The sequence below is a fragment of the Paenibacillus sp. CR_12 genome, from assembly GCF_041953985.1.
GTDB lineage: Bacteria > Bacillota > Bacilli > Paenibacillales > Paenibacillaceae > Paenibacillus_AQ > Paenibacillus_AQ lautus_A.
Window position 1 is genome coordinate 452737 of the sequence record NZ_JAVFHO010000003.1, and the last position, 18567, is coordinate 471303.

The 18567-nt window shown below is 52.4% G+C and carries 16 protein-coding genes and 1 pseudogene; 5 read left to right on the forward strand and 12 right to left on the reverse strand.

Annotated features, from left to right (window positions below):
- Positions 1 to 49: 49 nt before the first annotated feature.
- Positions 50 to 1402: an MATE family efflux transporter gene (locus RB297_RS14255; RefSeq protein ID WP_012819299.1), complete on the reverse strand. Its 1353-nt coding sequence runs from the start codon at positions 1400 to 1402 to the stop codon at positions 50 to 52.
- Positions 1403 to 1799: 397 nt separating this feature from the next.
- On the opposite strand from RB297_RS14255, the gene RB297_RS14260 reads away from it, so the two are divergent.
- On the forward strand, positions 1800 to 3074 hold the full coding sequence (locus RB297_RS14260) for a chitinase (RefSeq protein ID WP_375120755.1): 1275 nt from the start codon (positions 1800 to 1802) through the stop codon (positions 3072 to 3074).
- Between the two features lie 121 nt (positions 3075 to 3195).
- Here the strand turns inward: RB297_RS14260 and RB297_RS14265 are convergent, their stop codons facing one another.
- Positions 3196 to 3561, reverse strand: coding sequence for an MmcQ/YjbR family DNA-binding protein (locus tag RB297_RS14265; RefSeq protein WP_145038895.1), 366 nt, complete (start codon positions 3559 to 3561; stop codon positions 3196 to 3198).
- A 147-nt stretch (positions 3562 to 3708) separates the two neighbouring features.
- Here RB297_RS14265 and RB297_RS14270 point away from each other — a divergent pair, with 147 nt between their 5' ends.
- Together RB297_RS14270 and RB297_RS14275 are read left to right on the forward strand one after the other, a co-directional pair.
- Positions 3709 to 4101 (forward strand): hypothetical protein, encoded by a 393-nt coding sequence (locus RB297_RS14270; RefSeq protein WP_375120756.1) that lies wholly within the window; start codon positions 3709 to 3711, stop codon positions 4099 to 4101.
- 80 nt (positions 4102 to 4181) lie between these two features.
- Positions 4182 to 4937 (forward strand): YheC/YheD family protein, encoded by a 756-nt coding sequence (locus RB297_RS14275; protein ID WP_375120757.1) that lies wholly within the window; start codon positions 4182 to 4184, stop codon positions 4935 to 4937.
- A gap of 113 nt (positions 4938 to 5050) precedes the next feature.
- On the opposite strand, the gene RB297_RS14280 is transcribed toward RB297_RS14275, so the two are convergent.
- The 7 genes from RB297_RS14280 to RB297_RS14310 form a co-directional block, all read right to left on the reverse strand.
- On the reverse strand, positions 5051 to 5437 hold the full coding sequence (locus RB297_RS14280; RefSeq protein ID WP_012819294.1) for a RidA family protein: 387 nt from the start codon (positions 5435 to 5437) through the stop codon (positions 5051 to 5053).
- Positions 5438 to 5519: 82 nt separating this feature from the next.
- Positions 5520 to 7034 (reverse strand): Na+/H+ antiporter NhaC, encoded by a 1515-nt coding sequence (gene nhaC / locus RB297_RS14285; RefSeq protein WP_375120758.1) that lies wholly within the window; start codon positions 7032 to 7034, stop codon positions 5520 to 5522.
- A 148-nt stretch (positions 7035 to 7182) separates the two neighbouring features.
- Positions 7183 to 8355, reverse strand: a complete 1173-nt coding sequence (locus tag RB297_RS14290) for a MalY/PatB family protein (RefSeq protein WP_375120759.1) — start codon at positions 8353 to 8355, stop codon at positions 7183 to 7185.
- 57 nt (positions 8356 to 8412) lie between these two features.
- A complete protein-coding gene (locus RB297_RS14295) occupies positions 8413 to 9084 on the reverse strand; it encodes a helix-turn-helix transcriptional regulator (RefSeq protein ID WP_096775132.1) in 672 nt (223 codons plus the stop codon).
- 353 nt (positions 9085 to 9437) lie between these two features.
- Positions 9438 to 9947 (reverse strand): CYTH domain-containing protein, encoded by a 510-nt coding sequence (locus RB297_RS14300; protein ID WP_213580401.1) that lies wholly within the window; start codon positions 9945 to 9947, stop codon positions 9438 to 9440.
- A gap of 129 nt (positions 9948 to 10076) precedes the next feature.
- Positions 10077 to 10541 (reverse strand): DinB family protein, encoded by a 465-nt coding sequence (locus tag RB297_RS14305; protein ID WP_096775130.1) that lies wholly within the window; start codon positions 10539 to 10541, stop codon positions 10077 to 10079.
- A 196-nt stretch (positions 10542 to 10737) separates the two neighbouring features.
- Positions 10738 to 11052 (reverse strand): hypothetical protein, encoded by a 315-nt coding sequence (locus RB297_RS14310; protein ID WP_096775129.1) that lies wholly within the window; start codon positions 11050 to 11052, stop codon positions 10738 to 10740.
- A gap of 273 nt (positions 11053 to 11325) precedes the next feature.
- Between RB297_RS14310 and RB297_RS14315 the strand changes: the two genes are divergently transcribed.
- Positions 11326 to 12300 (forward strand): aldo/keto reductase, encoded by a 975-nt coding sequence (locus RB297_RS14315; protein WP_096775128.1) that lies wholly within the window; start codon positions 11326 to 11328, stop codon positions 12298 to 12300.
- A gap of 85 nt (positions 12301 to 12385) precedes the next feature.
- Here RB297_RS14315 and RB297_RS14320 read toward each other — a convergent pair whose 3' ends face one another.
- Both RB297_RS14320 and RB297_RS14325 read right to left on the reverse strand, forming a co-directional pair.
- On the reverse strand, positions 12386 to 16438 hold the full coding sequence (locus RB297_RS14320; protein ID WP_375120760.1) for a tail fiber protein: 4053 nt from the start codon (positions 16436 to 16438) through the stop codon (positions 12386 to 12388).
- A gap of 281 nt (positions 16439 to 16719) precedes the next feature.
- Entirely contained in the window at positions 16720 to 17658 is a 939-nt protein-coding gene (locus RB297_RS14325; protein ID WP_096775126.1) for an aldo/keto reductase family protein, read from the reverse strand.
- Between the two features lie 160 nt (positions 17659 to 17818).
- Between RB297_RS14325 and RB297_RS14330 the strand changes: the two genes are divergently transcribed.
- The gene (locus RB297_RS14330; protein WP_023962037.1) at positions 17819 to 18157 is read left to right on the forward strand and encodes a winged helix-turn-helix transcriptional regulator; all 339 of its coding nucleotides are present in this window, start codon (positions 17819 to 17821) and stop codon (positions 18155 to 18157) included.
- A gap of 143 nt (positions 18158 to 18300) precedes the next feature.
- Here the strand turns inward: RB297_RS14330 and RB297_RS14335 are convergent.
- A pseudogene (locus RB297_RS14335) lies at positions 18301 to 18507 on the reverse strand (KGG domain-containing protein); the annotation flags it as partial.
- Positions 18508 to 18567 lie beyond the last annotated feature (60 nt).

The following is an 18567-nucleotide window of genomic DNA, read 5'->3' on the forward strand; positions in this document are numbered from 1 at the left end:
GGTTCTTTTTTTACGCTATGGATTTACCTTATAATACCCGTCCGCACCATCATGAGCTGAAGGATCGGATCCATTTGAACCGGTTCACCTTCACGATCGCCACAAAACACTTCAGGATTTGATCCGATTTCAGGCAGATGAACACGGCAAGCGGCGATAAATGGAACACAAAAGCGCATAAGGCGGATGAGGGCAGCACGATCAGCCACATAAATATCAAATCGTTGTACAGCACAAAGCGGGTGTCTCCGCCGCTCCGCACGATGCCCGTCAAAGCCGGCATCTGGTAGGCCGTTCCGACCACGGTGATCGACAGCACCGTCATGAAATGCAGGGCAAGCGTTTTGGCCTCATCGGATATCGAATAGAAGCCCAGCACGAAATCCTTGATCACAAACAGCACGGCCCCCGTCAATAAACCGAGCAGGATATACAGAATCTGCAGCGTTTTGGCATACGATATGATTTTATCCATCATGCCCTCGCCGATGGTCTTCCCGATCAGCACGGCCGTTGCGCTGGCGGAAGCGTACACGATGACCGTCACCATCTGGAAAATCGTTGTAGCAATGCTGTTGGCGGCGATCGCGGATTCCCCCATATGCCCCAGGATGGCGGTTTGTGCCGCCATGGCGAGCCCCCATATCGTATTGGACATCAGAATCGGGGAGCCTACGCGAATGTACTGCTTGAAGAGCTCCATATCGAACTTCAGGAAATCCTGCAACTTTAACAGGATCTTGCGATCGAACCGCTTAACATACACGATGACGATCACGCATTCAATGATCCTCGCCGTCAGGGTAGCGATAGCCGATCCGGACACGCCCAGCTCCGGGAAGCCCATATACCCGTAAATCAGGATGTAGTTCAAGCAGATGTTGATAACCAAGGTGGACAGCGATACCACGAAGCCGATTTTTACCGTTTCCACGCTTCTTAAGGAAGCCAGCAAGGAGCTGGTGACCGCAAAGAAGATATAAGAGAAGCAGATGATGCGCAAATATTCCACGCCGGCAGCTATGACGTTCTCTTCCTTGGTAAACAAGGACAATACCTCGTGCGGGAAAAAGAACACGATGACCCATAACACGATACTGAGAAGGATGGCCATTCGCATGCCGATGCTTGCCGCTTTTTTGATCAAGCCTAAATCCTTGGCTCCCCAGAATCTGGACGACATGATGACCAAGCCTTCGCATACGCCCAGAACCAGCATGTGCAGCAGGAATTGGATCTGGTTCGCCAGCGCGACGCCCGACAGCGCCGATTCGCTGTATCCTCCCAGCATGACGTTGTCCGACAAATTCACGCCGACCGATATCAGGTTCTGCATCCCGATCACAAGCGTCAGCCAGAAAAAACTTTTGTAGAATCCTTTTTCCCGAACAAATAAACTCATGTCAGCTAACCTTCTTCGACTATAAGATGATGAATCTCTAATATATACGAAATTATGCAAATGAACAGAACCAAATGAAGTGAAGCATCCTTCCTGCCGTATAGTAGATTCATAGAATCAAAAACATAATAACATTATAATGTTTTTACGGTAAAAAACTAGTCGTCTGGTTGCACTCCATTACGAAAGCCGGTAATCGAACTTCGACGGCATCCTGGAGGATTCCGCAGCAAATCCCCTGCCCCTTGTCTCATCTCTCCCCGCTTGATCGCCCTAAAGCTTATGTAACATGCTAAATTCGCGTGATGCCGTGGGATTTCCTGACTATGTACAAAAGGACATGCCGTATATATGATGGCAATGTAATTCCATCCCAACGATATAGAGGAGAATGTGTATGACCGTGTGGAAATATCCGTTATCCCGCAACATGGTTCAGCGCAGCATGATTGCAGCCCTCAGCGCTGCCCTCCTTATGACCCCGCTTCAAGCCCTTGCTGCCGATGAGGCGCCCCAAGCCGAGGCATCGCCAATGAAAACGCCGTCCAGCATCCCGACAGACACCACGGCTTTCGCACAATTCACGGGGAATCCAGCCGATTCCCTGGCGATTGGGGAGCACCGTTTGATCAGCCGCAAGGAGATCGACCGGCACTGGGACGGCCTTGATCCGGATTACACGCCGGAAAAGTCGATCGAAGCGGTTAAAGCGCTGCTGTCGGAGGAAGACTTCGAGGCTTTATTTCCTTACAGGCTAGGTTCGGCCGCATGGTTTAACGTCGCCAAGGGCAAAGAATACTATAAAGCCGATCAGACGGACTATTTCTCTTACGACAACCTGATTCACGCGGTGGCCGAGGTGTCCAATCTGAAGATCAAGATCCGCACGCGGCAAGGAGCCCCTTCCGCCCAAGAGATTTACCGATTGGACAAAGATGCCCGGGTCGAAACACTCGTCGTGCGTTCGGCGGATTTCCATTCGGCCGAGAACCTTAACCAAGCGATTGAAACCGTTATCATTGACGGCGGCACCTTTCTCAAGGAAGGGTTCAAGAAGGACCGCAAGCGCGAACTGGCCGCCTTCCTGGCCAATCTCTCCCACGAAACCGGCGGGGGCTGGGCTGCCGCTCCCGGCGGTCCGCTTCGCTGGGGATTGTTCTGGAACGAAAACATCGCCGGCCGGACAGGGGTCAACATGGATGCCTTCGTTGATCCGGCAAGCGCAGAGCTGTATCCCGGATCGCCGGACAAGCGCTATTATGGGCGGGGACCGATCATGCTCAGCTGGAACTTCAACTACGGACTCTTCAGCTCCATTATCTATGGGGATAAAAGCGTGCTGCTGGACCATCCCGAGATCGTTGCCGCCGACGGCAAGATCGGCTACATGACCGCCATCCTCTTCTGGATGACGCCGCAGGACCCGAAACCTTCCGCCCATGACGTAATGGTCGGCAGATGGAAGCCTTCCCCGCTCGAGAAGTTCAGGGGACTGGGCAGTCCCGGCTTCGGCACAACGGTGATGGTCTTGAACGGCCTGGAAGCGAACCTCGGGGAAACCGAGGGCAGTCCCGTGCAGCGGCGCGCCGGACATTACCGCGATATCACGGGCCGTATGGGCGTCGATATTACCGGAGAGAAGGTCGATACGTTAGGGATGAAACCGTTCTGATGCGGAACCCGCCTGAAGCTCGGATCCATCACGTTTGATGGATCATGCAAAATCGCCCTTGGCGGATGGATGGCTTGCGGCCACCACGCTGCCATAGGGCGATTATGTTTTGGAGCAGCGTTCATACCAGCCGCTGGGAGATGGCAACGCGCTGCGCTTTCGGCAAACTCTTCAGCACCAAATCGTAGGAATGGTCGATCATATCGCGCAGGTCCGCTTCCGTTAGGGAGCCATCGACGGTCACCGTGTTCCAGTGCTTCTTATTGAGATGGTATCCGGGCTGCACGGCGTCATGCTGCTCGCGCAAATTCTCCGCGATGACCGGATCGCATTTCAGGGAAATATGGCTGACCTTCTCCCCTGCCGTAGTGGTAATCAGGGCAAACATTTTGCCGCCGACCTTCATGACGATCGGAAGCGGTCCGAACGGATAATCCTCGGCTGCGGCTTTCTTCGAAAGACAATAAGCAATGAGTGGGCTTCGCACCTGGAAATTCTCTCCTTCAAGATCAGATCTATTTGATTATAGTAGATGATGTTTCCCTGTTCAATTCCGTTTGACATGTTGTTCATGCTCCGTTCATACAACTCTTGTATATTGGGACTGATTCAAGATGCAAGGGGGAATTTATCCATGTTGAAATACAGCAAATGGCTGATGCGCATCGCGGCCATTTATATGCTCATCGGCGCATTGATCGGAGCGGACATGGCAGGCAGAAGCAGCTACAGCATGGTTGCAGGCCACGCCCATATCCTGGTGGTAGGCTGGCTGACCTTGTTTGCCTATGGCATGTTCTACTACGTCTTTCGGGACAAGCTCAGCATGAAAAGAACCGCCGCGATGCACTTCTGGACGAGTTTGCTCGGGGGCGGGATCATGCCGCTGGGCATGCTGATGTATTACCAAATGCAGAATACGGCAACCCTGCTGGCCTTTATCATTCCAGCGTCGATTTTGCTTATCGCAGCAATTTTGTTTATCACCTTATTGTTTTTCGATAAAAAATTGTTTTCGAGCACATAGCTTGGCTCAAGGCCATCGTGGAGGCTTGCTCTACTTTATCGGCATATGCTGAACAAAAAAGAGAGGTGAGCCTCTTAACTATGAGCTATAAAAGCAGCACCATCAAAAGCAAGTGGAAGAAAACGAAATGGTTGAACGAAGATGCTTACTTCAGGCAGTACGTGCCGCACACGCTGCCGTTCAGCAAAAAAAACCTGAACACCATGCTGGCGAGCTACTCCACGGTGTTCTTTAAGCCTACGGATGGTTCAGGCGGCAATAACATTATCCGGATCCGCAAAACCGGCGGAGGCTACCAAAGCCAGCTGAACACGACGAAAACGTCGTACTCGAGCTCATCTCAGCTGTACCGCGACCTGAATCGCTTTGCAGGGAGCAGACCTTATCTGCTGCAAAAAGGAATTCGCTTGGCCAAAAGCAATGGCAAGCCTTTCGATATCCGGGTGATGGTCCAGAAAACCCGGGAGGGCGCCTGGTTCGGCACCGCCCTGTTCACGAAGGTCGGCAACCCGAACAAAGTGGCCACCAATTATAATCAAGGCGGCTCCATCGGCACGTTCAAGAAAACGATGAGCGGCGCCAATTTCGACTCGGCCTTCATCCAGCAGCTCGAGTCTGAACTCAAGGGACTCGGCGTTGCCGTAGGCAAAAACTTTGACCGCCATTATAAAGGATTCAAGGAACTCGGCCTGGACGTGGCTGTCGATTCGAAAGGCAGACCGTGGATTCTCGAGGTCAACACCCGACCGCAAATTTATCCGCTCAAAAATCTAAAGGACCGCAGCCTCTACCATAGAGTGCTGTCTTACGGTAAGCATTATGGGCGTACGAAATAAACGAGGATACTTCAGCCGCTTAAACCAAACGGCCGGGCATCATGCCCGGCCGTTTTTGGCTGTAATCTCATTTTAAAAGCTTATTATCAGGATACCTGGAAGAGCGCTTATTATTACGGCTTGCTGGCTACCACTTCAATCTCAACTAAGCCATCCTTCGGCAATCGGGCTACCTCTACGGCGCTCCGTGCCGGATACGGTTCTGCAAAGAAAGAAGCGTACACCTCGTTGACCGCTTGGAAATCGTTCATGTCCTTCAGGAACACGGTCGTCTTGACGATGTGCTCCATGCCGAAGCCGGCAGCCTCCAGGATCGCTTTCACGTTGAGCAGGGAGCGCTTCGCCTGCTCTTCTACCGTCGGCGCGAAATGCCCCGACGCATCCATGCCGAGCTGGCCGGAGGTAAACAGCAGATTTCCGTATTGCACGGCTTGGGAATAAGGGCCGATTGCTCCTGGAGCCTGCTGGGTTGCGATGGTTTTTCTTTCTTGTTGCGTCATGGTGTTCTCTCCTCTGTAGCGCATAGTATTACGCATTTATATTTATGGTTGGTTACCATCTTCCAAAACATCATCATCTGTATTAATGGGCCGATGCAGCTTCTGCAGCGTCTTTTCGGCTTCCGTGATGCGAATCATCGTATTCCTTCAGCATTTCCTTTTGCTGCTCAGGCGTAAGTTTGGCAATGCCGAAACCGGTAAAACCCCAAATCGTTGCAAAAATAATGCCTGTCCAGCACAGCACCGCCCAAGGCAAATAGGATAGCGTTGCTACGCCCAGCGTTCCGGCCATATAAGCACCGGCTGCCGTCCATGGCAGAATCGGTTCGGTAATGGCGGCGGAATCCTCCACCGTCCGTCCCAGATTCTTCGGATGCAGACCGCGGCGGATGTAAGCCTCGCGGAGCATCTCGCCCGGCATCAGGATGGACACCTGTCCGTTGCTGGTTACGCCGATCATGGTTAGCCCCGTTGCAATCGTCGCCAGGATCAAGGAGCCTGTGGAACGCACATGCTTCAAGAGCCTGTCCACGATCAGCTCCAGCGACTTGGTCAGCGATATCGTACCGGCGAATGTGATTGCGCTGAAACAGATAAGCAAGGTTCCCATCATGGAACTCATGCCGCCCCGATTAATAAGGCGAGGTATGTCCGCAATGACGGTATTCGGATCAAATCCGCTGACATGAACCATCGCGATATCGAATCCGCTGACAACCGAGGTTACCACGTCATGCAGCGAGAAGCCGTGAAAGATCATGCCGTTCGCCATCGCCACGATCGACGACAGCAGCATGACGGGAATCGTTGGTTTCTTGGTGATCGAGCCGTACAGCACAATCAGCACAGGCAGAATCAGGAGCAGGTTCCAATCGTATATCGTGGCCAAGGTGTTCATGATGTCGGTTACCTTCTCGGGAATTCCTATGCTGGACACATGCGTGTTCAAGCCCGTGACCACGTAGACGATCCCCGCCACGAAGAAGGACGGGAGCGTCGTGTACAGCAAATGGCCGATATGCTCATACAGGTTAACGCCGGTCGACAAGGCCGCGATGTTGGTTGTATCCGAAAGCGGCGAAAGCTTGTCCCCGAAGTAAGCCCCTGCTACAACCGCGCCGGCCACAGCCGCGAGATTGGCGTCCATGCCGGCGCCAACGCCCATGAAGGCGACCCCGATCGTACCCGCGGATCCCCAGGAAGTGCCCGTACATACGGAGACCACGGACGTAACGAGAAAAGCGGTGATCAGCAAAAACTGCGGATCGATGATTTTCAGGCCGTAGTAAATCATCATCGGGATGGTTCCGCCGACCATCCACGCGCCGATCATAAATCCGACCACAATCAGGATGAGGATGGCGGGCATGGTTTTCGCTATTTTCTGCGAAATGGATTCCAATATATCGTTGTAGCTGTACCCCAGCTTAATCGCGATCAAACCTGCGACGATGGCGGATGCAATAATCAGCGGCTCGGGCGGCAGCTCGAACAATACGTAACCAAGGCACAGCAAGATTACCATGGTGAAAATCGGAAGCAGCGCCAGAAACATGGTCGGCTGCTTAATCATTCGTTCCTCTGTTGGCTTAGCCATTATGAATTCCCCCCGGATGTAAATAAGAAAACGTCAATCGACGTAACCTTCTGTAGAAGACATGCCGCATATAGCGGAAGTTTTTCTTGCGTGATAAGGTTGGTAAGCCTTTGAAGTTTATTCCTTCTGATCTCTTAGACTTTGATTGTTAACGCTTTAGTGGATAAGCCGCGGCAAGCCGCTTCAGGCCTTCCTGCAACACAGGGCGCGGCGCAGCCACGTTGACCCTGATATAGCCTTCACCGCCGGGACCGAAGGATGAGCCGAAGCTGACGCTGACGCGCGCCTTTTCCTGGATCCACTCCACCAGATCCTTTTCATGACGGCTCACTGCCTTACAGTCGATCCATAGCAGGTACGTCCCTTCAGGATCGATGACGTTCAGCTCAGGCATATGATCGGCAATGAAGCTTTGAGCATAAGCAATATTGTCTTTGATATAAGCGCGCAGCGCCGTCAGCCATTCATCGCACGAAGCATACGCAATTTCCAGCGCGGGCACGGCGAAGAATGTGGGATTATGAATCCCCGCCTGCAGCAAACCTTGTTGAAACTGCTCCCGCAGCGCAGCATTGGGAATGATGATGTTGGCGATTTCGAGACTCGCCAGGTTAAAGGTTTTGCCCGGTGACGTGCAGATTATGGAACGGTTCGCAACCTCTTCGGACAGCTTGGCGATGACGGTATGCTCGTGACCTTCATGAATGAAATCGGCATGGATGTCATCGGACACAATCAGTGCGTCATACCGGATGCAAAGCTCCGCCATGCGTTCAAGCTCCTCCCTCGTCCATACGCAGCCCACCGGATTGTGGGGGGATATGAGCAGGACTATCTTGATCCCTTCCTGCATCCGTCGTTCCATATCGTCAAAATCGATCTCGTATCGCCCGTCCGCAAGCACCAGCGGACTTTCAACCAATATCCGGCCGTTTAGCGTAACCGCTTTCGCAACAGGCTGATAAACAGGCGTGTGGACAAGAATCCTGTCTCCGGCTTCCGCGAATTTCTGAACAATGACCGAAACGGCCTGCACAATGCGCGGACAAAACACGATCCATTCGGGCTCGACCTGCCAGTCGTAGGCCTTATCGAGCCAAGCACGGACCGCTTCGAAGTAAGGCGGAAACGGGTCGGTATATCCGTAAATGCCGTGACGCGCCGCCTCCGCTACCTTGTCCACCACCATGGGCGGTGCCGGCAGATCCATATCCGCCACGGAGAGAGCGATCATGTCGTTCCCCATGCTCTGCGCCATGCCGTCCCATTTGGCGCTGTTCGTTCCATACCGGCTGACGACCTTGTCAAAGTTATATGTCATGATGTCACCTTCCATTGTCTCAGGATGCAATGCATGTTTAACAGGATAAACGGCCGCTTATTTCAGCTTCTGCAAATAACGATACACGGTAGGCTCCGATATGGATAAAGCAGCGGCAACCTTGGAAACCCCGCCCTTTAGCAGGAATACGCCCTGTTCGTTCAATTCCTTCACAATCTCGATCTTCTCGTTCGAAGATAAACGGTCCGCCGGAATGCTGATTTTGCCTAGGACGGTCTGGATGATGTGCTGAAGCAAATCGTCCACGTTCCCCTGGAGGTATTCGGTGGAAGGTTTGTCCTCCTTGGGTGCATCCAGGGCGGCCGGCGGCGTAAGCGAGCCTCCCCGCAAAATGCTGTTGATCCAATCAGCGGCAACCTCCATATGCGTGATGTCGATGTTCAGGCACATAAGACCGACCAGCTCGCCGCTTCCGTTCTTAATAAAGTACGTAGACGACCGGAAGGTTTGCCCCCGAGCGCCGGAAGCTTTGTAGTTCGCGATGAACTGCTCTTCGCGGTAGGCCTCCGCCTTCAAAATCTTCAACACGAGGTCGGTGGAGGCATCGCCGACCCGGCGTCCGCTAATATGGCCGTTCTCGATAAAGATGATAGAGCGTTCCGGATCGCTGATATCGTGCACGACCACCTCGCATTGAGGTCCGATGATCGCCGCGATAAACGAAGCGATTGGAAAATAGCTTTCAAGCAGCTGCTGGTTTTCATTCATAAAGAGCCTCTCCCTTCTCTGATACGCCATCATTTTTATGGATATCGTCCATTGAAGAATAATAATTAATTATCATGATAATATTATATTATAATAATAAACCGTTTACAATATTCTTGTCAAAAAAAGTCGATGACTGTCAGAATGCTCGAATAAGCAGGCATCCGGCGAAGGTGTATCTCGATAGCTGCGCGCTCTGTTTGCTGTATGCCATAGTAAAAGGCTCTTGCGAACCTGCCGCAAGAGCCTTTGTTCCAACCGTATGGTGACGGCGTTGCCCCCTCATCTGAACTGACCGCGCTTGTCCCAAGCGCCTGCCGCCCTATTCGAGCCCTATTCGAGCCTTATTCCGCTCAGGCTTCCCTGCCTGCTTGAAGCTGCAGATCCCGCCATACCTTTTTGTTGCTGTATTGTTTGTCCGTGCTGATATCTCGTCCGAACCATGCCGGCGGCACAAAGCCGTCAGCGGCTTCCAGGGAAGGAAATTCGACTTCCAGCACTAGCAAGCTTATCTGCGCATAATCGTCGATTTCGATGATCGTGCTGCCCCAACGGGCGGTTACCCGTCTCTTGGTCAACGGAATCGCCCCATGCGCCTTGACTACCTGATCGTAGAGACCTTCGGAAATCGCATATTCAACTTCTTCCCGGGCAATTCCCCACCCTTTTTTGAACGTATGGGTGAATTCGAGCCGACCCGATGTCAGATCCGTTATTTTCCGGACCCGCAGCTCCTGGTCCCCATCCAATGCCAAATACGTCTGCTCGATGAACTGCTCCTTCTCGACCACGATGCTTCCTTCCTGAATCAACTCATCGGGGTAAGCCTCCAGAAGGTATTTGCGTTCGATTTCAATCGCCATGAGTGTGATATCCTCCATTCGTCATTCCCAGTCTGCTGATTCCATTATAAGGACCCGCAGCCCCAGCGACAAATCAAAAGCGATAGAAGGTATACGCTGGGCATACTTCTATCGCTTCGAGTTCATGCATTACTTTATCAATTTTCTATAAGCCTTGATCGTCTGCGTGTGCATGCCTTCGTGGTACAAGCTGAACGTAAGAAACTCGCCGACGGTTTGGAACGTCACGGGACCGATCGTCAGCGGGTGGGCAGAGGCCTGGTCCAGGCGATTCGAGAAGGTTTCGCGGATTCGGGCGGTTTGCTCCTGCAAAAGCTCTGCCAGCTCGGACAGCGCAGGCGGCTTCGACGTCCAATCGGCCGGCTTGGTTCCGGTTGCAAACCATGCCTCGAATCCTTCCGGAAGACGCGGCTGCTCGCCCGCGGTCGCAAAAGCGAACTGCTCGGTTACGGTGTAGATATGCCCGAGATTCCAGCGAATGCTATTCGCGAATCCTTCCGGGATGATCTCCGCTTCCTGTTCCGTTACGTGTTCCACCGATTTCAAGGTTGCTCCTCTGGCAAAATCCAATTGGTTGAAAATCGCTTCATTCATATCATAATCCCCCTTCCAATTCGTACGTAACTATCCTATCGTACTATTTTGCCTATCGCAAGGAGCCCTAAGACAATTCGCGTTACCTTTAGAATTTAGTCACGAATCGCTTCATCGTTAGCTAAAGAATATAGTAAAGCCTGGAGCTATGAATGAAAGATTCACTCAGTTCCAGGCTTTATGCATGCAAATAGAATTATGCCGCTCTAGCGATGATGTGGTTGTTTTCAAGAACGGCTCTAGCTTCCTCCGTGGCAGGACGGTAGCCTTTCTCCAACAGCTCCTTAATATATATCTTGTTATACACGAACGAGAATATGATTCCGCTGATCCAAGCCCCGATTCCCAATGTAAAAGGACCGACTACGGCAGAGATAATAAACATGATGACTGCCCACTTCAGATCGCCTCGGAACAATGCCGGGAAGAATGCAAAGAATAGCGTCGTCCAGCTAAAACCTACCTTCACTTGTTTCGTTACCCCAGCATCATTTTTCAGATAAATCTTCATGATTCACACTCCAACGATTAGTGAAAAAAGAAGTCGTACTCCAACATCCGAAGTAGTTCTTAAGCAGTAAATCTCATGGTTAATCCGAATCTTTTCTCCTACGACTATATTACCATTTCATGGTATGGAAGTTAATCACTTTTTTTAGATATTGTCGAAAAAAGATGTAGAATCTTACATCTTCATACCTTTTATGCGTTCGATCCATTTGAAGCGCCTCTTGGATCATGTTTATACTATAGGAAATCTATACATAAAGGAGTGGGATTAAGCATGAATTATCGCCGTCTTGGCAGCAGCGGCCTCAAGGTTTCGGAGCTGGGGCTCGGCACGAACGCTTTTGGCAAAAGAGCCGATCAAGAAACATCCACCCGGATCCTGGATCACGCGCTGGACCGTGGCATCAATTTCATCGATACCGCCAATATTTACGCCGGATCGGAATCCGAGCGCATCATCGGTGAGGCGCTGGCCGGCAAACGGCATAACGTCGTATTAGCCACGAAAGCCGGACTCGCGAACGGCCAAGGACCGAACGAACGGGGCTCCTCCCGCTATCATCTGCAGCAAGAGCTGGAGAACAGCTTGAAGCGGCTTAAGACCGACTATGTAGACCTATATCAGATCCATACGTTTGATCCGGACACTCCCCTTGAGGAGACCCTGCGCACGCTGGACGACATGGTAACATCGGGTAAAGTCAGATATATCGGCGCCTCCAACTATGCCGCCTGGGAAATCATGAAGGCGCTCGGAATCAGCGAATTGCGCGGATATGCCCGTTATGTATCGACCCAAACGAGTTATTCCCTGGCAGACCGTACGCCGGAGCTGGAGCTTGTCCCCCTCTGTCTCGATCAGGGCGTTGGCATCATTCCGTATTTCCCGCTGGCCGGCGGCATTCTCACCGGCAAATACGGTCAGGGCGCAAGCAAGCCTGCCGGCTCCCGCGCGGAAACGGACCCGAACTTCAATCGCTTCCTTGAAGAGCACAATTTGAAGCTCGGTCAACAAGTCAGCCAGCTCGCAGCAGAGCACGGCCATTCTCCCAGCGCGCTATCCATTGCCTGGCTGATGGACCGCCCTGCCGTCTCGACCGTCATCGTCGGGGCTACGAAGACCGAACAGCTGGACGATAACCTGAAAAGCCTCGAGATTAAGCTGGACGAGTCCCTGCGTTCGAGCCTGGATGAAATCAGCGACGGCTTTGTTCATGCCAAGCCGTTTGCGACGTATCGGCTGGGGTAAGCTGCGATGTTCCGCTAATACAAAGAGCTGCTCCGGGACCAACGGCCCTTCGGTGCAGCTCTTTTTCTTCTATACTCGAAAACCACTATTTAGACGGCATATCTCCGATCATCCCCGAAGCTGATAGCATCCGTAGAAGAATCGTTGCCGTTTCCGCCCTGGTCATATCACTCCGTGGTCTCAGCTTGGCATCGTAACCGCTCATGAGTCCGCTGTGAACCACTTCGGCTGCAGCCGCCTTCGCCCAGCTTGCCAATTCGGCACGGTCTTGGAAAGCAGCCAGCACAGCCTCCGAATCCATGGCCTCTACCATTGGGGAACCCTCAGCGAACTTTAACGCTCTTGCGAAAATAACCATCGCCTCCTGTCTGGAGATCAAGCCATTCGGCAAAAAAGTCCCGTCGGCATAACCGTGTATGAGTCCGCTCCCGCTTGCCGCCGAAACGGCCCCCACATACCAGTCCCGGGAAGTTACATCTTGAAACGTGCTTGTATTGCTTTGCTCCGTTAAACCGAGCGAGCGTACCATCATGGTGACGAATTCCGCACGGGTTACCGGTTCATTCGGATGGAATCCGGCGGCGCCTCTGCCGCCAACGAGAAGGCGTGACGCCATCTCGTTCACCGCCGCCTCGGCCCAATGGCCTTTCATATCCGATAATTCTTCGTCGTGGCTGATTAAAGCATACGTCCCGCTGTATAAACCTTTTATTATGGCGTAAGTACGGCCTTCCCGCGTAACCAGCCGGGTTGGTGCGTGATGAACCTTCCCTTGATCATCCAGCAGGACGGCCGTTGTCACGATGGCAGCTGACCCCTCTGCCACGGGAACTTCCAGCTCCACATAAGAGGAATAGGTATTTCCGCTCAGCCGTTTTCCTTGATCATAGGCTGCGACGCTAACGTCTATGGAGCCATAATGTTCACCAAAATACTTCCCGTTCCCGACCCGCTTCAGCTTTGCGCTGATCGCGGCGTTGCCATCGGCTAGCCCAAGTTGAATCGTGCCTTCCTTCGTTCCGGCAAGACTGCCGATCTGTTCGGAAATGGCCTGAACCGGAATACGGACGCTGCCTGCCAAGGTCTCGAAGGCAATCATCGCTCCGCTTGCTTCAAGCGCTTTGGCTGACTTGCCATCCAGAACCGCCACGGCTTGATCAAGCCCCTCCGTGGCGCGCAGCCGGACGATCGGTCGGCTGTTCTTCTCCTGTGCCAGCAGCGATTGGAGCCTGTCTCCGTTCATCTTGACGGTCAGCACGGTCTGTCCATTCTCTTTCGTTATCTCCGATGATATCAAGCCGGTCTGCAATACATCATTGAAATACGACGTGACGTGGCTGCTGCCTGACGGGCTCTGCCCTGAGCCTTCCCCTTGACCTGCTTGAGAACTCCCGCTTACGCCAGGTCCTTGACCTTTCGAAGATCCTGATCCGCCGCCCGGCGTCCCCGGATTGGAAGGATTTCCGGGTTCAGGTTCAGGAGAAGCGGCTGCCTCTCTGGTCACATCCACCGTGTAAGTTTTCGCAGCTCCGTTCTGAGCCGAAACCACAAGATGAATGGTGTTGCTTCCTACCGCTAGGCTGACCGGATCTGATGCCTGTCCGGCGGAGACAGCCTTACCGTTTATCGTCACCGTTGCCTGAGGATCGGAAACGCTCGGCGTTATGCGGATCTCCGTTATAGGGTTTCCAACATGGCTAATGTAGCTGGTGACAGCAGGGTTGAATGCCGGAGCAAGCGTTCCATGCGATAATGCTAATCCGCTTAAATCCGCATCGCCCGGAACGGGTATCTCGGCACCGGCCGGTCTTGCGCTCACCTCTTCCGAAAATGCGCTGGAACCCCCGACGTTACCGGCTTTCACCGCAAAATAATAAGTCGTTCCGTTCAGTAAATTCCCTGCCGAATACGTCGAACCCGTAACCGTTGCGATCGGTGAGCTCCCGTATACGCCGGACTCCGTCCCGGAATAAATATCGTAATAGGTCGCACCCGTAACGGTGGACCACAGTAAGGACACCTCACCATCTCCTGCTGTAGCCGTCAAATTTGCAGGTGCTAACGGTGCTGCGACAGGCCCAGCCTCCGTTGTAAAGCTCCAATCTCCAGGGCCCTTCATGCCTGCATAGAGGTTGCCTGCTGCATCCTGAAATGCGCCCTCCTCTATTTCGATGTAATAACGCGTAAGATACGACAGCTGTCGCGTCAGACTTACCGCAACCCTCTCGTCGATCACGCTGACGCGGGAGCTATCGGTTATGTCGATCGACTCGATCTTTTGATGGTCCGCCGCTCTCATAATCGATATGTATTTGCCGCTGCTTGCGGTTACGGGTTCATCGAACGTGAATTCAAGTTTCGTCCCGATCGGCACGTCATCCGCCAGATGCAGAGGAGCCCGATCCACCACGACAGGCGCATCCGCATCGTTCCATTTGGCATACAGCGTCAGGTTAGCCAGAATGGGCGTCTTAAAATCAAATGGAAGCTGAAAGATTCGATCCATATACCACCCCCCGAAGGCATAACCGGGTTTTACCGGATCAACGGGCTTCGTTGCCGTTGTATGATGAGGGACGACCTCATCTGCCACGGGAGACCCCCCGTTGCTGTCGAACGTCACGGTTTTAGGGAAATAGATCGAGAAATGAACCTCAGCCTTATTCCCTGCACGGTCGGTTACGACGAGATCGAATTCCCCTTCCGTGTTAACCCTGTCTCCGCTTCGAAACGCTTGCTGATTGAGCGTTGCGCTCCCTTCATTGAAGAAGATTTGCAGCTCCCGATCGTATTGGCCTGCATCTGCCACGCCTGAAACCAAAGGCGCCGTTTGGTCGATCTCAAAATCCGCCTTGACCGTTTTTCCGCGAGGCGACTCGACGATCAGTCTATACTGGCCATCTTTGCGGATGGTCGTACCGCTGGCAAAGGGCTGCCCGTCCAGCGTTCCCGTGCCATGGGTATAAACAGGCGTCACTTCGTGATTATAAATTCCTCCATCGGTTACACCGCTTATCCGTGGTTCAGGCTCTGCCACGTGGATGGTAACGCTGGTTACGCTGCCGCTCTTGTTATTGTTGCTAGCGATATATGTAAAAGAATCTGTGCCAACAAAATCGGCATCCGGCGTATAGGTAAAGGAGCCATTCTTATGAAATGTTATCTTTCCATGAGCAGGCAGATCCACGATGATGGCGATCATGGCATCGGAATCATTTTTCAGAACACCCGGTGCAGGAACGCTTAATACGGTGGAGTCCGCCGTCGTGTATTGATCCGGCACGCTAACGGGCTGAACCTGCTGCAAGACAGGAACGATTCCCGTTTGGAATACATAATACGTTGTCAGCGGATCGACTCCAAGATCGGGAATCGCAAACGTTTGATCCGGCGATCCCCCGAAAGCGTTGCCGATTAAGCCGTACAGCGCCATGTTCGAGGCAACATTCAGCAGTTTACCGTCCGCCTTAAAAGAAGAGAGGGCAGGGATATCCAGAGGAAACAGACGTGTCTCGCCCATGTATACGGCACCAGCCGTACTGGGTTGGATCCCGGACTTGGCGGCGAAATACCGGATGTTGGGCTGCACAGGGTCAATCTCCGGCAATTTAAAGCTGCCCTGCCAGTCTTGGCCGAATGCAGTGCCGTAGATGCCGTACAGAGGGTCAGAATTGCTTAAAGCGCGGCCATCCGTCGTCACCCAGTTATCATTCATCTCCATATAGTAGGGAAAGAGTCGAAGCTCCCCCAGCATCGTATTGGAGGTCAATCCATTGTTCCTAGGGTTTAATCCCTCAACCGCTATATAGTACCCCATACCCGGCACGGGTTCTTCTCCCCGTAAATCAGGCACTGCAAACGTCTTGCTGCCATCTCCTCCGAATTGGTCCCCCAAAAATGAATACAAACCCACATATTCGAGACCTAACGGCAGCTCCTGCCCTGCACAGTATATCCACCCTTCGGGGCCGTTATGGTATGGAAACAGTCGGATCTCCCCGAGATAGTGAGAGTTTGGAGGATTCGCCTTAACCGTCTTCGGAGATGCGAGCACACCCAGTACAACCTCTAAACCTATTAGAATGGACAACATCACCTTCAACCATTTCGCGGATGCCATTCGCCTTCGTTTTTGCATATTGCAACTTCTCCCCCTAATGCATTTGTCCTATTTCAGTAATATAATACTAGAAAGTATTATAACATTACTAGGGAGTATTATAAATGATGGAACGTATAATTCAACAAGAAAATGTCTTCTAATTGAGGGAGGCTCCATTAGCCAAATATACACGCAAAAAAGATGGCCCCTGAACCAAGTCAGAAGCCATCTTATATAAATCTTTCATACTGCCCTCGGATTCTCTTATTCCCAAGGGTCCATGCGATAACGTTTTAGTTCTTAGTCGATTTACTTCCCTATTTCAGAATCTCCTCGATGCGAGTCTGAACATCTTCGCTAAGCTCGATACCGGATGCCTTCGCATTCTCGGTTACCTGCTCCGGACGGCTTGCGCCGACCAGTGCGCTGGCTACGTTCGGCTGACGCAGAATCCACGCAAGCGCCAGATTGCCCACGGACACGTCAAGCTCTGCCGCAATCTTCTCCAGCTCGCGAACCTTCGCGATTTTCTCCTCGGTAATGCCTTTGCGCATCCATTCCAGCTTCGCGGCACGGCTGTCAGCCGGAATATCGGAGGCAGAGGTATATTTCCCTGTCAGCAGGCCTTGTGCCAGCGGGGAGAATACGACCTGCCCAATGCCGGAGCGCTCGCTGAGCGGAATGATTTCCTTTTCAATATAACGTTCAAACATATTGTAGATAGGTTGATTGACCACGATGCGGTCGAGGAGGTAACGATCCGCTACCGTCAATGCCTCCGCAATTTGCGATGCCTGCCACTCGCTGACGCCGACATAGAGCACCTTGCCCTGGCGAACAAGGTCGTCGATCGCGCGAAGCGTCTCGTCCAGCGGCGTTTCCGGATCATGGCGGTGGCAGTAGAAAATATCCACGTAATCATGGCCAAGGCGCTTCAAGCTGGCATGCGCCTGCTCCATAATGTGCTTGCGGGACAAGCCCCGGTCGTTCGGGCCGTCACCCATCGGCCAGAAGGCCTTCGTGGCCAGCACGTACGATTCGCGCGGATACGCTTTCAAGGTTTCGCCTACCAATACTTCGGCTGCGCCCTTCTCGTAAACATTCGCCGTATCAAAGAAGTTAATGCCCAGATCATAAGCCGTTTTAATCGCGTTAACCGCATTCTCGCGTTCAACGTAACCTCCGTATGTAAGCCAGCTTCCCAAGCTGACCTCACTGACCTTGAGACCTGTGCGTCCTAATCTTCTGTATTTCATGGCAAATCCTCCTTCAATAGATTAACTTGGATGCTACATGAACTATTCTAAAGTAGTTCCTATTCCCACGGAAGAAGTGAAAAGTTCTTCACTATATTATAGGAAGGATAGCTGATATACTGGAGTATAGTTAATAGAATACCGGAAGGAGCCTATGGTTATGGGAAATAAAACGAGCAGTTACATACCGAAAACTCCCGAACATATCGAATGCAATATCGAAAAAACGCTGCTGGTCCTAGGGGGAAAGTGGGCTTTTCTCGTCATTCGGGAGCTCTTTGGAGGCACGAAACGATTTGGCGAACTGCAGCGGCAAATCCCGAATGTCAGCCCGCGGGCGCTGACCACGACGCTTCGCCACTTGGAAGAACAGGGCGTGCTGGAGCGCGAAGTATTCCCTACCGTTCCGGTTACGGTGGAATACACCCTAACGCCGAAGGGCATGGACCTGCATGTCATCTGCAAGGAAATGAAGCTGTGGGCAGCACGGTGGACTTGAGTTCAAGATAACCAGGACCCCCTTCCGACTAACAAGCCGGGCCCGGGGGATCAGCTAAAAAAAAGCAGCGGCGGATTCCGTTTAACGGGAACCGCCGCTGCTTTGTTAAAAGCTTGCTATTTTTAGATTGTAGATTTCATTTAATCGTTATTGTTTTGATTGCCGCGGGATTCTCCGCCTTTGCGGCCGATTTCCTCGTAGAACTCCTTATCGTGGGAATCCGATGTGGCCTCTCCGCCCTTACGGCCGATTTCTTGGTAAAACTCCTTGTCGTGATTCTTGGCCGTTGCTTCGCCGCCTTTGCGTCCCGCTTCTTCTCTGCTCATTTTGTTGCCGTTGTTGTTAGCCATTGTACATCACTCCTAAGTTGTTTTTTGTTGCTGCTATGTCATGTATTTAACCCTTCCGAG